Source organism: uncultured Thiothrix sp., from assembly GCF_937873765.1.
In the GTDB taxonomy this organism is placed as follows: domain Bacteria; phylum Pseudomonadota; class Gammaproteobacteria; order Thiotrichales; family Thiotrichaceae; genus Thiolinea.
On record NZ_CALMZC010000017.1, the window covers coordinates 1 to 14,918 of the forward strand.

Consider the following 14,918-nt stretch of genomic DNA (forward strand, 5'->3'; position numbering starts at 1 on the left):
TCATTGGCGAATTCATTAATCAGATGTTTTTCAACTCTTCTGGTGCATGACCAACACTCAAATTAACTTAATTAGAGCAATTATTAGACCTCTATCATAATGCAAAAACTCCGCAAGCCGTAAGGTCAAGAAGTATCGACGAGCTTGTGAGTGTTTTGGCCTACTGAAGGCATGAAGTATGAATCAATCCAGTCCCTCAGTGACCCACAAATGAAACGTTTAGTAGGCATCGAATGGTCAACGCTCCATGCGATGTTAAAGGTGCTCGAGGGGAATCAGGGAAGTAAAGGCCGACCGCCGACCTTGAGCCTCGCTGATCAGTTGCTGATGAGCTTGAGCTATTGGCGAGAGTACCGTACCTTACTTCATGTGGGCATGAGCTACGGTGTGAGTGAGCTGAATGCCTCAAGAATCATTCGAGCGGTGGACGATCAGTTGATTCAGTCGGGCTTGTTTTCCTTACCGAAGAAACTCCCTTAAGGTCAAGGCATTGATTGGGACGTGGTGCTTGTAGATGCCACAAACATTGAAATAGAACGCCCCCAAAAAAACAGAACCGCTACTACAGTGGTAAACACAAAACGCATACGCTAAAAGACCAAGTCGTGGTTCACTACTGCACGGGACAGATTCTAAGTACGGCCTATGCGGCGGGAGCCGTCCATGATTTTAAGCTCTTGAAACGAACATTGAAGACCTTACCGCGTCCGGTGCGCATTCTAGCCGATAAAGGGTATCAAGGGCTGCAGCGTCTGGGTATTCCTTGTGTGCTGCCGTCCAAGGGTGTCCATGCACGGAAGAAGCCGGCCCTTTGGAAAGCGATTGAGCGGGTTTTACGTCGACGGCGCGTTCGGGTGGAGCATGTCTTTGCACGGTTGAAACGCTTTCGGATACTGGCATCACGGTATCGGAATCGGCGTCAACGACTTGGCTTGCGTTTCAACTTAATCGCCGGTATTTACAACTTTGAACCGGCTAAAATTTGATTTATGAAAGAGGTCTAATGTTTTTCCACTCAGCCCGAATAAAAGCACCGGGGCGCATCATCACCATGCTAGAAAACTGTAAGGCGCATTTAGTAATGAAATTACTTGAGTAATGCTCAGTTGCCCTTAAGAGTCTAGCCACTTCAAGCGGGTCTGTAATCGCCGCAAAAGGCTTTTTAGGTGCTTTTGCGGGGAATAACCCCTTAAGGCTTGGTGTTGGGTCAGGGTCTTGACGCAAACCAAGGGCGATAGAGTAGCGCAAAACCTGCCCAATGGATTGCAGGGTGTGTAAATGTGTATCACGCACTACACGCTTATGAATGCTTTCAATAATCGGGATAATGTCAGGCGGCTTAGGCTTAATATCAGCCACTGTGCGCGAGCCGATCACAGGGAATACATCTCGCTTTAGATAGCTTTCTAGCCATTGCTCAGCAACCACCTGAAAGGTATTTAATGGTTCTTTATTTTTGTGTGTAGTGCTAGGGTCTAAGCCTTCCTCCAACAATGCACGAGCTTTACTGTGAGCCTCTCTAGCCTCTTTGAGGAGGAGTTTTTCCTTGCCCTCAAAGCGGTATTTGAAACGCCAGTATTTTGAACCATTGGAGTGCACCAGTACGGATAAGCCGCCACTATCGAATAGTTTATAGGGCTTATCTTTAGGTTTAGCGGCATCAGTTAGAGGCATTGGGGGTACAAGCTCCAAGGGTTTGTGGTTATACCCCCGAATATACCCCAAAACTCTCTTAGCTGTTATCGTTCTTAATGTTAGTTATCGAACTTAGCAGAAACAAAAAAGCCCGCTAGAATGCGGGCTTTCGTGTGTTCTCGGTCTTAGTCGACCTATGTAATGGCGGAGAGCGAGGGATTCGAACCCCCGGAAGGTTGCCCTTCAACGGTTTTCAAGACCGCCGCTTTCGACCGCTCAGCCAGCTCTCCAAGAGCCGCTAAGACTAATAAAAACTTTGAGGAATTTCCAGCTTTTTTTGCTTAGCGGTTAAAAAAATCTTCAACAAGCCCCGCTAGCTCTTCCTGAATCACGCGAGTAGACTCATAAACATAATTTGATTGACCACAGTGGAGGAACTATGGAAGCCGATTACATCATCATTGGTGCGGGATCAGCAGGCTGCGTGTTAGCTAATCGCCTGAGTGAAGATCCCAGTAAACAGGTTTTATTGCTGGAGTATGGTGGTAGTGATCGCAATCTATTTATTCAAATGCCGACGGCTTTATCGATTCCGATGAATACTGAAAAGTTTGCTTGGCAATTCCACACTGAACCTGAGCCTTATCTGAATCAACGGCGAATGCATTGTCCGCGTGGCAAGGTTTTAGGTGGCTCGTCTTCCATTAATGGCATGGTCTATGTCCGTGGACATGCGCGTGATTTTGACGAGTGGGCTGAGCACGGTGCAACCGATTGGGATTACCAGCACTGCTTGCCTTATTTTAAAAAAGCCGATGATTGGGCGTTTGGGAGTGATGCTTACCGTGCTCAAGGTGGTCCGCTTTCAGTGAATAACGGTAATCAAATGAAAAACCCCTTGTACCGCACCTTCATTGAGGCAGGTGTACAAGCCGGGTACTTGTCGACGAAAGATTATAATGGTCGGCAGCAAGAAGGCTTTGGGCCTATGCACATGACGGTTAAAAATGGTTTGCGCTGGTCAACGGCTAATGCTTATTTAAGACCTGCTCTTAAACGTCCGAATTTGCAAGTTGTGACCAAAGCTATGACACAGCGAATCTTGTTTGAAGGCAAACGGGCAGTGGGTGTGTCTTTCTTACAAGATGGGCAAGAACAACAAGCTAAAGCACGAGTTGAAGTGATTTTGTCAGCGGGTGCGATTGGCTCACCGCATTTACTGCAAGTTTCTGGTATAGGGCCTGCCGCCGTTTTACAAGCAGCCGGTGTACCCGTTGTGCATGATCTGCCGGGAGTGGGGAAGAACTTACAAGATCATTTAGAGTTCTATTTCCAATTCCGTTGCAAGCAACCGATAACACTTAATGGTCAACTCGATCTTTGGCATAGGTTTTTAATTGGTGCTCGTTGGCTGCTCAAACGCGATGGTTTGGGGGCAACCAATCATTTCGAGTCCTGTGCATTTATCCGCTCTAAACCGGGGATTGAATGGCCGGATATTCAATACCATTTCTTGCCTGCTGCGATGCGTTATGACGGTCGCTCAGCCTTTGATGGGCATGGTTTCCAAGTGCATGTGGGGCACAATAAACCGAAGAGCCGTGGACGTATCCAAATTCGTAGTGCGGATGTACGCGAAGCACCTTCCATTTTGTTTAACTACCTGCAACAGCAGGAGGACATTGAAGGTTTTCGTGCCTGTGTGCGTTTAACCCGCAATATTATTGGGCAGCCTGCCTTTGATCCTTATCGTGACTCTGAAATTCAACCGGGTGAAAAAGTGCAAACGGATGAAGAAATCGATGCTTTCGTGCGGGCAAATGGCGAGAGTGCTTATCATCCGTCCTGTGCTTGTCGTATGGGGACAGATGCTTTAGCGGTAGTTGATCCAGATACGTGCGTACAGGGTATACAAGGCCTACGGGTGGTGGACTCTTCGATTTTCCCAACGATTACCAATGGCAATTTGAACTCACCCACAATTATGCTCGCTGAGCGCGCTGCTGATTTGATTAAAGGCAAGGGTATGCTGCCTACTGCGGGGGTAGAGGTTTATATTGACCCCGAGTATCAAAGTCGGCAACGGGTAGGACAGCCGCAGCGTGTTTAGTTTGTATTAGGATTAGCTTGAACCATGCTTTACACTACATTTGAACACTTCAGACATAACACCACGGTCGTGATTTTGAAGAGTTGAAGTGTAAAGAGATATACCCGATACTAAGGAGTCCCTAGTGCGATGCAAGTAAGATGAAACAATGGCTACGATCACCGTCCAGTGGCCTTCGTTATTGTGAAAGCGCGTTAATATACAAGCAGAGTCATGCACGGAGGGGGGAGCTGTGTTATCGTTGTCTAAGTTGTCAACTTAGCTTTCAAGTCAGCTAGCGTTATGAAGATCATAACCCGTATTAAACGCTTAGCCTGCAAAACCATGTGCCGAAGTCGGTTGAGATTCATGATAATGATTGGTGAATTTATTAATCGGATGTTCTTCAACTCTTCTAAATCATGACCAAAGTTTTTAATCCGCTAACACCAATAACTCTTCTGGTGCAAAAGTCACAATGACCTGATCGCCTGCTTTAGGTGGAGCCACCGCAGGCTGATTAAAAGTATCTAAAGACAGTACACTATCTCCTACCTTCACTCGCACTCGAATCACTGAGCCTAAGAAATTTACATCCTGTACACTGCCTTGCAATTGCCCAACTTTACCTGCAACTAATCCTAAACTTGCTGCTTCTGGACGCAGTGCTAAAGCAATGGAGTCACCCGTTTTCAGATTAGCTAAGCTCCGCCCAAGACTCAGTTCTGTTCCATTGAGTAAAAAACTACCTGTTTGCGCATCCGTAACAATTCCTTCTAAGACATTGATCGTACCGACGAAGGATGCGACAAACCTCGTTTTTGGCTGATTATAAATCTCGAAGGGTGTACCTAATTGATCCGCTTTGCCCTTGTGCATGACCACAATGCGGTCTGACATAGATAAAGCCTCTTCTTGATCATGCGTTACGAAAATAGTGGTGATTTGCAGCTTACGTTGAATTGCACGGATCTCTTCACGTAAAGACACCCGAATTTTTGCATCCAAAGCAGAGAGTGGCTCATCTAACAGCAAGAGCTTGGGTTTAACCGCCAAGGCACGCGCTAAGGCCACTCGTTGCTGCTGCCCACCGGATAATTGAAACGGATAGCGCTGCCCTAATTCCTCTAATTTAATCAGTGCTAGCATTTCTTGCACAGTGGATTCTATTTCTGCTTTAGATTTACCCGCCACTTTTAAACCAAAGGCTAAATTCTGTGCCACGGTCATATTGGGGAACAGTGCATAAGCTTGGAACACCATCCCAATATTGCGCTGATTGGGTTTTAGATTAACTACATCCTTGCTGTCAATCCGAATACTACCGGCACTGGGTGTTTCAAAGCCTGCGACCATACGCAGCACCGTGGTTTTACCACAGCCACTAGGGCCTAAAAAGGAAATAAACTCGCCCTGCTCTACGGCTAGATTGAAGTTTTCAACTACACGATTACCCGCATAGTCTTTTTGCAAATTGCTAATTTCAAGGAAGGCCATAAGCGCTGCTCTTATCTAAATTGTTTGACTTGGGTATGTTTTTGTAAGCGTGTGACTAATTGCATCAAGCCCATACACAGCCAAGTAATACTAAAGGCGATCACTGCCAAAGCGGCGGGTTCATAAGCACGGTTTGCACCAATCAACTGCATAAAGGGGCCAAACGCCGGACGATTGAGGAGTGCTGCAAACACAAATTCGCCAATCACGATAGCAAAGGTTAAAAACGCCCCCGACAAAATCGCTACTAGTACATTCGGCAGAATAATCTTGGCAAGAATCGTGACTTTATTAGCACCCAAACTTTCAGCCGCCTCGGTTAAAGTGGTGACATCCAAAGTCCGCAAACCGGTATCCACCGCGCGATACATATAGGGCAAAGCCAGTACGGTATAACCACAAACCATTAAAATATCTGTCCCAAAGGCCGAACCCGTCAGAGGTAAGACCGAAGAGGTGTTATACATACGGATATAACCAAACACGATCACAATCGCGGGAATAATCAAGGGCAATAAAGTGATAAACTCCACCACTGGCCGCCAACGGGGCAATTTCAAGCGTACCCAATAAGCGGTTGGCACGACTAATAGCACACCAACCACAATCGTCAGCAGCGCCATCATCACTGAATACAGGAAGGTTGCCTGAAAACGTGGATCACCCAAAATAACCCGATAGGCTTCAAAGCTATATTCACCCCGCTTCATGCGCAGGGAAAACTCAAAAGTGCCAATCAGCGGTAACGCGAAATATAAAATCCCGAAGCTTAGAGCGATCCATGCCCAAAAGCGATTTGAACGCCAAAAGCTCATGACTTCACCCACCTTTCGCTACGCGCCCGCATCCATAGATAAATGGTATTGGCAATAATCGTCACTACAATCATGCCAAACGCTAGGGCATAGCCTAGGTGTGGATCTTGTAAAACATCGCCACGAATTTGCGCAAATAACACAATCGGCACAATCGACAAGGAACTACCCGTCAAAGCATACGCCGTTGCTACTGCGCCAAACGCATTCGCAAACAACAGAGCAAACGTCCCTAATAAAGCAGGCCAAAGAATCGGTAAAGCGACCATCGTCCAATATTGAAAACCATTCGCGCCCAAAATCGCAGCCGCCTCGCGCCATTCGCGTTTCAAACCATCTAAGGCTGGCGTGATAATCAAAATCATCAGCGGAATTTGGAAGAATAAATAAGTGAGGGTTAACCCCCAAAAACTTAAGATATTGAAACCATGTGCATAAATATTGATGCCAAACCCTTCGCGCAACAACACAGTGACTAAACCAAGCCGCCCTAAAGTGGCTAAGAAAGCAAACGCTAACGGCACACCGGCGAAGTTCGATGCAACTCCCGAAAAAGTCATGATGGGGGAGCGTATCCAAGCCGGTAAACCGCCCAATACAATTGCAGCAGCAATCGCAAAGCCTATTAAACAGCCGAGCAAAGCAGAAGCAACGCTAACTTTAATACTAATCCAATAGGACGCGAGAATCGAAGGATGAAAGAGCTTCTGAATATTCGCTAACGTAAATTCGCCAGCAGGATTTTGAAAAGCGCCAATCACGATATTCAGCGTGGGCAGAATTAAAAATAACAGAGCAAAGATTAAAAAAGGCAAAATCCCCAACCAAGCCAGCGAACGACGAGGTTTAGCGATCACAGTAGCGGCGGCGGTTTCAACTGGTTCAGAAATAACAGACATAAAATAAGCCTCAAGTTAGGCTGTTCAGGGTTAAGTAGAACTTAACTCGCTTGATACAACAGCCCCTCTAAATTGAGAGGCTGCACAGCTCTACCATCCGCTTACTTTACGTTTGCACCTACAACAGCATCCCATTTAGCCGTTACAACTGCCTTAGAGGCATCTTGGTCTTCAACAGTGGGGAATACTGCTTTTTCATACGCAGCAGCAGGGGGCAGTGCATCTAACAATTCTTTTGGAATCTTATTCTCTGCAGCCATGCTATTAAAGCGAATTGGGTGGCAATAACCTTTTAACCAACCTAACTGGCCTTCATCAGAATAGAGATGCTCCATCCATAATTTGGCAGCATTTGGATGAGGAGCATAGGCACTGATTCCTTGCACATAAACACCAGCCACTACGCCCGTTTTCGGTACGACGACATCAACGGGTGGATTACCTTTGAGCGTTTCACGCGCTGATAAACCATTGTAGTCCCACATGATTACGATAGGCGTAGCACCTTGTGCAATCGTTCCGGCTTTACCAATCGTAGGTACAAAGTTACCGGCTTTATTCATCTTCGCGAAATAATCTAAGCCCGCTTGCCCAATCGCTTCCGCACCTGTAGCACCAGTGGATAAACCGGCTGCATACACCCCCAGAATTGCTTGGTTAGACGCACGTGGATCACCTGCTAAAGCCACACTATTCGCATATTCAGGCTTTAGTAAATCAGCCCAGTCTTCAGGCACTGTTTTCACTAAATCTTTATTTACTGCGAACGAGAGCACACCATAGTAATCGCCATAGAAATAACCTTCCGCGTCTTTTACATTCTCTGGAATGGAATCCCAATTAGAGACTTTGTAAGGCTGTAATAAACCTTCTTTCTTCGCAGCAGGTCCAAAGGAGAAGCCCACATCAACAACATCAGGGGCTTGTGGACCTTTGTTGTCTTTATTCGCACGAATGGCCTCTAACTCGTCAGCAGAACCTGCATCCGGGTTGAGTTCATTCACTTTAATCTCTGGATATTTTTTCTGGAAGCTCTCGATAACTCCACCATAACCACACCAGTCATGGGGCAAAGCGATCGTAGTGAGCATCCCTTCTGCTTTAGCAGCTTTTTCAATCGCTGCTAAATCTTCGGCAGAAGCAGTGGTAGCAAACAAGGCGCTTGCGACCGCAGCAGATAACAGGGCAACACGTAGATTTGATTTCATCATAGTTGGTCTCTCCCATCCTTCAGGTAGTTATGTGTGGAGCTAAATGCTAGCAATGGTTTGTGACAAGCCAATTAATTGAATATACGTCAGAGGTTTAGCACTTGCCAACTGGAAACTGCAGATTTATTTCAAGACCAAAACTAAAAAGGTAAAAAACTGAAGCTAAACCGACCGAACTGCTCAGGATTCACGCCAATTTCTCCGGCTATAGTGAAAACTGCTATAATGTTTACTTTTCTACTCAGTGAATGCTTTTTCAAACGTTGAGCAGTGATTATCATAAAAATCTTATAGTTAAAGCTACTACTATACTCTTTACTTTAAGCTTAGGTTATCTAGGTGCTGGTTTAGCCCAACTGGCACATTTACCTGTACCGGCTTTATTAGGTAGTGGCATTTTACTAGCTATTATTGCTTTTACGCGCCTTCCACTTAGTATGCCAACTTTAATGCGGAATATTGGCTTTACTATTCTAGGTTGCTCCATGGGTAGCAGTATTACTGGAGAAATGCTCGCTAAAATCAGTCAATGGCCTCTGAGCCTTCTGGGCTTAGCCGTCACCGTTATCGTGATGATGGCCCTCAGTACTTGGGTACTCTCACAGTATTTTCAGCAAACCAAAAACACGGCTTTGCTTGCCTCAACTCCCGGCGCTTTATCCACCGTGGTTGCTTTAGCGAGTGAAGGTAAAGGTGATTTGGGCACTGTAGTAGTCTTCCAAAGTTTGCGCTTAATTTTAGTGATGGCAAGCTTTCCACTGATTATTCACGCGCTAGGTTTACAAGGTTCTGTGCATCTTGATGTGACCCAGCAAGCGCCTTTAGCTTGGCATAGCGTCCCTGCTCTCCTGCTCACGGCGTTTGCCAGTGCCCTGATGTTAGAGAAAATTAAATTACCCGCCGCTTATATTCTCTCTGGCTTAGTTTTAAGTGGTACAGCGCATGTGAACGGTTGGCTGAGTGGAAATTTACCCAGCAGCCTAGTGACTTTAGGTTTTGTGATTATTGGCTGCATGGTGGGTACGCGTCTAAAAGGCATGCAGCTTTCTAAATTACGCACTCTCTTCTTAGCTGCCACGATCAGTGTCATACTCAGCAGCCTGATTGCCGCGCTTGGGGCAACTCTGATGGCTATTGCCTTAGATTTACCTTTCGGACAAGTTTGGATTGCCTACGCACCCGGCGGCATTGAAGCTATGGCTGCTTTAGCTCTAGCCTTGCACTATGATCCTGCCTATATCGCTGCCCATCATTTATCGCGTATTGTTGCGATTACTTTATTGATGCCCATCGCTAGCCGCTTACTGATAGAACAAGGAAAGCCTTTATGAAACTTAACCAAGACTCAGCCAATTTATTTCAAGCCTATAATCAATTTATAGCAAGCTTTAAAACGGTAGTGATTGCTAGTACCAGTGCTACACATCAAGCCGAAGCCAGCTATGCTCCTTTTATTGAACTTAATGGTAATTATTTTATTTTTATCAGTGAATTAGCACAACATACTCAGAATTTACTTCAAACCAAAAACTGTAGTTTGCTCTTTATAGAAGAGGAAGATAAAGCGAACAATCTCTTTGCCCGTAAGCGTGTGAGTTTACAGTGTAGCGCTGAACATCTACAAAAAGATTCTACCGACTATCAAGCCGCTTTAACTTTATTTCATAAACGCTTTGGCAAATTTATGCAGCTGTTACAAACGCTACCCGACTTTCATTTATTCTGTTTAAAGCCACAGTCTGGCAATTATATCGCAGGCTTCGGTCAAGCTTATGCCTTAAGCGGCAGTGACTTAAGCCAACTACAACATCGCCATCCTGAAGCAGGTAATGTGCGCCCTAGCTAAGGTTTAAACCAATATTAAACAGGGCGATATAACCACGCCGATCTTTTTCAGGCTTAAGCAACAATTGCCTACCCTGCCCTGAGCGATAAATACCATCCTGCTCATTACGATCAAAGTTTGTGGCATGCTGCGCATAAGGCTGTTGTTGGTAGACCTCTTGTGTGACTGCTTCGTCAAAATACAACTGTGAAGTCAGTAAGTCCGCTTTACCTGAGCGTGTCGGTGTACGTACTTTAAAATGAATATGAACGGCACGCCCCGGATACCAACCCGGATAAATAGTGACAAAATTGGCCTTGCCCGTTTGCCCTGTTATTTGATAACCACGCAAAAAGCGTTGCTGAGCCTTCTCCGAACCACCCTCACCCACACCCGAATAGACACCTATAGCATCACAATGCCAAATATCGACGATTGCCCCCGGCAAAGCTTGGCACTGCCCATTTTTCACCGCCGTTACTTGCAACTGTAAATACAAGGGAACACCGGCACTGTTGCGTCCAGTGTAAGGATCAGAACGAATATCTGAGCGCTCTAATTTATTATCAAGAAAATAAGGCCCTTCCGTTTGCTCAGGAGTCAAAATACAAGTCGGGATACTTCGTGCCCAAGCACTACCTGTACTTAAAACTACACTACTTGCTACTAATTTTACTAAAGCTTGGCGGCGACTCTGATCAATGCTGTGCATGCTAACTCTCTCCCAACAATGAGTGCTTTAGCTTAACCCATCACGGCTACGTTGCTCTAATAACTGCAGCAATTGCAGCTTTTGCTCACGTGTCATCATGATCCAATCGCGAATTTCTTCACCAGTACGCAAGCACCCCTCACATAGACTGGTTTCATCATTCAGCCAACACACGCCAATGCAAGGTGAAGGGACTGTATTATCTAATAAAGGGCGTGCTGCAGTACGGCGGCGAGAGCGTCCAGTTTCCATAACGAATCTCAATTAAAATTTTTCAGTAATTTAAACATCTTAGCTTGGGAAAACTTACAGCCTCAAATAAAAAAGCCACTGCTTCATAGCAGCGGCTTTTTCTGTGGAGCTTTAAACTTAATGCCCTAAAATCTGACTCAAGAACAATTTTGAGCGCTCATGCTGTGGATGATTAAAGAACTCATCTGGCGTGTTCATTTCAATAATTTGTCCGGCGTCCATAAAAATCACCGCATCCGCGACGGTTTTAGCAAATCCCATTTCGTGGGTCACACACAACATGGTCATACCACTTTCCGCCAACTCGATCATGGTGTCTAAAACCTCCTTAATCATTTCAGGATCAAGTGCTGACGTGGGCTCATCAAACAACATAATGCGCGGTTTCATGCACAAACTACGCGCAATCGCCACCCGTTGTTGTTGACCACCCGACAATTGTCCCGGAAATTTCTTAGCTTGATGCGGAATCTTAACGCGCTCTAAATACTCCATGGCGGTCGCCTCCGCTTCTTTACGCGGAATTTTGCGTACCCACATGGGCGCTAAACAGCAATTTTCTAACACGGTTAAATGGGGAAATAAGTTAAAGTGCTGGAACACCATGCCTACTTCACGGCGAATTTGGTCGATGTTTTTTAAGTCATTATTTAACTCAATACCATCAACAATAATCTGCCCTGATTGATGTTCTTCCAAACGATTAATGCAGCGAATCATGGTGGATTTACCAGAACCAGAAGGACCACAGATAACAATTCGCTGACCACGCTCAACATCCAAATTCACATTCTTCAACACATCAAATTCACCATACCATTTGTTGACATCACGCAGGCTGATCGCAATTTCAGGTTTAGTTTGGGTAGCAGTTTCCATACAAATCCTCAATCTTGTCTAGGCGGTTTAATTAGTGGTTTTTAGGCTACGCTCTACCCGTTGGCTGTAACGGGACATACCAAAACAGAAGACCCAATAAACCAAAGCGGCAAATAAATAACCTTCAATTGCATAACCTAGCCATTTTGGACTAGCAAAGGCACCTTGAATGGTCGCCAACAAATCAAACAAACCAATAATTAATACTAAAGAGGTATCTTTAAATAAGGAGATGAACGAGTTCACGATCCCGGGGATAACGATCTTTAAAGCTTGTGGCAGAATGACTTTATACATGCCTTGCCAGAAGGTTAAACCTAAGGCATTGGCAGCCTCATATTGCCCTTTAGGAATCGCTTGTAAACCACTCCGTACCACTTCCGCTAAATAAGCCGATTGGAATAGAGTAATCCCCACTAAAGCCCTTAATAACTTATCAAACTCCATACCTTCCGGTAAAAACAGAGGCAACATGACTGAAGACATGAATAGTACGGTAATTAAAGGGACACCACGCCAAACTTCGATAAAGACTACGCAGATTGCTTTTACAATTGGCATTGAAGAACGCCGTCCTAAAGCTAATAAAATGCCTAGCGGGAAAGCAGCCACAATACCGACAATTGCAATCACTAGGGTTAGTAATAAACCACCCCAGAAATTAGTTTCTACATGTGGTAAACCAAACGAGCCACCTGAGAGCAGCATAAAAGCAATAATAGGGAAAGCAATTAAGGCAAAAAGCTGAAGGTATTTTTTAAACGGTACGCCTTTGATCATTAACCCAGCTAAAGTCACGACTAGAATCATGCCGACGAGTAACACACGCCAAGTTTCTGCCTCAGGGTACAACCCAACCATGAAGAGCTTTAAATGTACATAAACGAAGACCCAACAGGCGCCGCCACTAGTACAATCATCGCGACTACTACCAATCCAATCCGCTTTAATAAAAGCCCAGTTAATAAAAGGAATCAGAGCCGCCAAAATCGCTAGTACTAACACCACGGTGACAATCGTATTGCCTACACTGGAAAATAGATTTTGCCGCATCCAAGCAATTGGCCCCTTCAGGGTACTGGGTGGGGGCAAGCTAGGCAAAGTTTCACGAGTAATAAAAGCCTGCATCTTAACGCTCCACCAACGCCATGCGTTTGTTATACCAGTTCATAAACATTGAAATCGTCAAACTAATGACTAAATAAACCAGCATTGTCATAAAGATGATTTCTACTGCCTGACCCGTTTGATTCAAAGTCGTACCTGCGAATACGTTCACCAAGTCTGGATAGCCAATTGCTACTCCCAGAGAAGTATTTTTAGTAAGGTTGAGATATTGGCTAGTGAGCTGTGGAATAATAACGCGCATCGCTTGCGGAATAATGACTAGTTGCAAGGTGCGATTAGGTCGTAAACCTAAAGAGGCGGCTGCCTCTGATTGCCCCTTGCTGACAGACTGAATTCCTGAACGCACGATTTCAGCAATAAAGGCAGCAGTATAAATGGATAGGGCTAGTAAGAGCGCCGTTAACTCTGGAATAACTGTTAAGCCACCACGGAAGTTAAAACCACTGAGTGCTGGAATATCCCAATTCAATGGGCTACCGGTTAAGAAAAAGGTTACTAGAGGTACACCAATAAGAATGCCTACCGCAGTCCAGAATACAGGAAATTGCTCACCAGTTTTTTCACGGCGTGCTTTTGCCCAACGCCTCATAATAAAAGCTAAGACTAAGGCTACAATAAACGCCCAAAATGTCCAAACGAAAGCTGGTTCAAATAGAGGGGATGGAATGGTAAAACCACGCTTATGCAAATAGAACAATTCCGCTAGTGAGATACTGTCTTTAGGCCCAGGTAATAAAGGCAGTATCGCACGATACCAGAATAAGATTTGTAACAAGGGGGGAATATTGCGAATAGTCTCAATAAAAACCAAAGCAATATGTGAAATCAGCCAATTTTTGGATAGACGCGCTACGCCTACCGTAAAGCCTAAGATAGTAGCAAAGATAATACCTAAACCAGCTACTAATAAGGTATTTAATAAGCCCACTAAGAAAGTACGCCCAAAACTACTCGCCTCAGTATAAGCAATTAAAGATTGAGTAATCCCAAAACCAGCAGGGCGATCTAAAAAGTCAAAGCCTGTTTTAATACCGCGCTTATCAAGGTTATGTAAGGTATTACTAAAGATAAACCACAGTAAAAGACCAATACCAATCACTAACAAAATCTGAAAAACGAGCGCCCGCTTTTGTGGGTCATTCCAAAAAGAAGCTTTGCTAGGCATGGTAGAGATAGTTTGTGGTGGTGCAGAGAGGTTTGAATCTGCCATAAGCCAGCCTTTCTATCGAGTTTGCTAAGGTGGTGGACAGTTGCTAGAGAAAACTAGCAACTGTCTAGGAACAAGAGCTATCTACTAGGATAGATAACTGTGTTAAACACTCAATTCTTGTCTTAACGGAAAGGTGGAGAATATTGCAAACCACCGTTTTTCCACAGGGCATTTAAACCACGATTGATTTTCAACGGTGAGCCTTGGCCGACACTACGTTCAAAAGACTCACTATAGTTGCCTACCATTTTAACAATGTTATAAGCCCACTTTTTATCCAATGGTAAGTTAGCGTCACCGCCTTCTTCCATTCCTAAGAAACGTTTGATGGCAGGATCTGTGCCTTTAGCTTGTTCATCCACATTCGCAGAAGTTAAGCCTAAATCTTCAGCCTCAACCATTGCATAATAAGACCAACGAACGATTTTTAGCCACTCATCATCACCTTGACGCACAAACGGCCCCAAAGGCTCTTTAGAAATAACCTCTGGTAAGACCACCGCACCTTCGGGATCTTTCAAAGTAATTCGATTGGAATAAAGTTGAGATTGGTCAGAGGTTAAAACATCACAGCGACCTTCATCAAAAGCTTTGGTGACCTCGTCCAATTTTTCGTAAGTAATTGGCTCAAACTTCATGTTATTGGCACGAAAATAATCAGCTAAGTTTAATTCAGTAGTAGTACCTGACTGAATACAAACGGATGCACCATCTAAGTAATTATCCAAAAGTTATCGTGTATTTTTCGCCAAAGCCAGCCAGTATA

At 44.8% G+C, this 14,918-nt stretch carries 15 protein-coding genes, 1 tRNA gene and 1 pseudogene; 5 read left to right on the plus strand and 12 right to left on the minus strand.

Annotated features, from left to right (window positions below; translation table 11 throughout):
• Positions 1-171: 171 nt before the first annotated feature.
• On the plus strand, positions 172-480 hold the full coding sequence (locus Q0307_RS05985; RefSeq protein ID WP_298658026.1) for a transposase family protein: 309 nt from the start codon (positions 172-174) through the stop codon (positions 478-480).
• A gap of 71 nt (positions 481-551) precedes the next feature.
• Positions 552-986, plus strand: a pseudogene (locus Q0307_RS05990) (transposase); the annotation flags it as partial.
• Between the two features lies 1 nt (position 987).
• Here Q0307_RS05990 and Q0307_RS05995 read toward each other — a convergent pair.
• Both Q0307_RS05995 and Q0307_RS06000 read right to left on the minus strand, forming a co-directional pair.
• Positions 988-1,674, minus strand: coding sequence for an integrase arm-type DNA-binding domain-containing protein (locus tag Q0307_RS05995; protein WP_298658028.1), 687 nt, complete (start codon positions 1,672-1,674; stop codon positions 988-990).
• A gap of 163 nt (positions 1,675-1,837) precedes the next feature.
• Positions 1,838-1,925: transfer RNA gene (locus Q0307_RS06000), tRNA-Ser, on the minus strand.
• A 149-nt stretch (positions 1,926-2,074) separates the two neighbouring features.
• Here Q0307_RS06000 and betA point away from each other — a divergent pair.
• Positions 2,075-3,745 (plus strand): choline dehydrogenase, encoded by a 1,671-nt coding sequence (betA, locus tag Q0307_RS06005; protein WP_298658031.1) that lies wholly within the window; start codon positions 2,075-2,077, stop codon positions 3,743-3,745.
• 414 nt (positions 3,746-4,159) lie between these two features.
• Here betA and Q0307_RS06010 read toward each other — a convergent pair whose 3' ends face one another.
• The 4 genes from Q0307_RS06010 to Q0307_RS06025 all read right to left on the minus strand — a co-directional run bounded on the left by Q0307_RS06010 (position 4,160) and on the right by Q0307_RS06025 (position 8,146).
• Positions 4,160-5,221 carry an ABC transporter ATP-binding protein gene (locus Q0307_RS06010; protein WP_298658034.1) on the minus strand — a complete coding sequence of 354 codons (1,062 nt, stop codon included), beginning with the start codon at positions 5,219-5,221 and terminating at the stop codon, positions 4,160-4,162.
• 11 nt (positions 5,222-5,232) lie between these two features.
• Complete coding sequence (locus Q0307_RS06015) at positions 5,233-6,036, minus strand: ABC transporter permease (RefSeq protein ID WP_298658037.1); 804 nt, start codon at positions 6,034-6,036, stop codon at positions 5,233-5,235.
• Positions 6,033-6,935: an ABC transporter permease subunit gene (locus Q0307_RS06020; RefSeq protein ID WP_298658039.1), complete on the minus strand. Its 903-nt coding sequence runs from the start codon at positions 6,933-6,935 to the stop codon at positions 6,033-6,035. The genes Q0307_RS06015 and Q0307_RS06020 overlap by 4 nt, the downstream gene beginning before the upstream one ends.
• 101 nt (positions 6,936-7,036) lie before the next feature.
• Positions 7,037-8,146, minus strand: coding sequence for an ABC transporter substrate-binding protein (locus Q0307_RS06025; protein WP_298658042.1), 1,110 nt, complete (start codon positions 8,144-8,146; stop codon positions 7,037-7,039).
• A gap of 263 nt (positions 8,147-8,409) precedes the next feature.
• Here Q0307_RS06025 and Q0307_RS06030 point away from each other — a divergent pair, with 263 nt between their 5' ends.
• Complete coding sequence (locus Q0307_RS06030; protein ID WP_298658044.1) at positions 8,410-9,477, plus strand: AbrB family transcriptional regulator; 1,068 nt, start codon at positions 8,410-8,412, stop codon at positions 9,475-9,477.
• A complete protein-coding gene (locus Q0307_RS06035; RefSeq protein ID WP_298658047.1) occupies positions 9,474-9,992 on the plus strand; it encodes a HugZ family protein in 519 nt (172 codons plus the stop codon). The genes Q0307_RS06030 and Q0307_RS06035 overlap by 4 nt, the downstream gene beginning before the upstream one ends.
• On the opposite strand, the gene Q0307_RS06040 is transcribed toward Q0307_RS06035, so the two are convergent.
• The 6 genes from Q0307_RS06040 to Q0307_RS06065 form a co-directional block, all read right to left on the minus strand.
• The gene (locus Q0307_RS06040) at positions 9,985-10,683 is read right to left on the minus strand and encodes an intradiol ring-cleavage dioxygenase (protein WP_298658050.1); all 699 of its coding nucleotides are present in this window, start codon (positions 10,681-10,683) and stop codon (positions 9,985-9,987) included. The two genes, Q0307_RS06035 and Q0307_RS06040, sit on opposite strands and share 8 nt — an antisense overlap.
• Before the next feature lie 27 nt (positions 10,684-10,710).
• Positions 10,711-10,935: a DUF1289 domain-containing protein gene (locus tag Q0307_RS06045; protein ID WP_298658053.1), complete on the minus strand. Its 225-nt coding sequence runs from the start codon at positions 10,933-10,935 to the stop codon at positions 10,711-10,713.
• A gap of 117 nt (positions 10,936-11,052) precedes the next feature.
• Entirely contained in the window at positions 11,053-11,814 is a 762-nt protein-coding gene (locus tag Q0307_RS06050) for an amino acid ABC transporter ATP-binding protein (RefSeq protein ID WP_298658056.1), read from the minus strand.
• Between the two features lie 27 nt (positions 11,815-11,841).
• Positions 11,842-12,942, minus strand: a complete 1,101-nt coding sequence (locus Q0307_RS06055; RefSeq protein ID WP_298658059.1) for an amino acid ABC transporter permease — start codon at positions 12,940-12,942, stop codon at positions 11,842-11,844.
• 1 nt (position 12,943) lies between these two features.
• The gene (locus Q0307_RS06060) at positions 12,944-14,152 is read right to left on the minus strand and encodes an amino acid ABC transporter permease (RefSeq protein WP_298658062.1); all 1,209 of its coding nucleotides are present in this window, start codon (positions 14,150-14,152) and stop codon (positions 12,944-12,946) included.
• Between the two features lie 122 nt (positions 14,153-14,274).
• Positions 14,275-14,880 (minus strand): transporter substrate-binding domain-containing protein, encoded by a 606-nt coding sequence (locus Q0307_RS06065; protein WP_298658064.1) that lies wholly within the window; start codon positions 14,878-14,880, stop codon positions 14,275-14,277.
• Positions 14,881-14,918 lie beyond the last annotated feature (38 nt).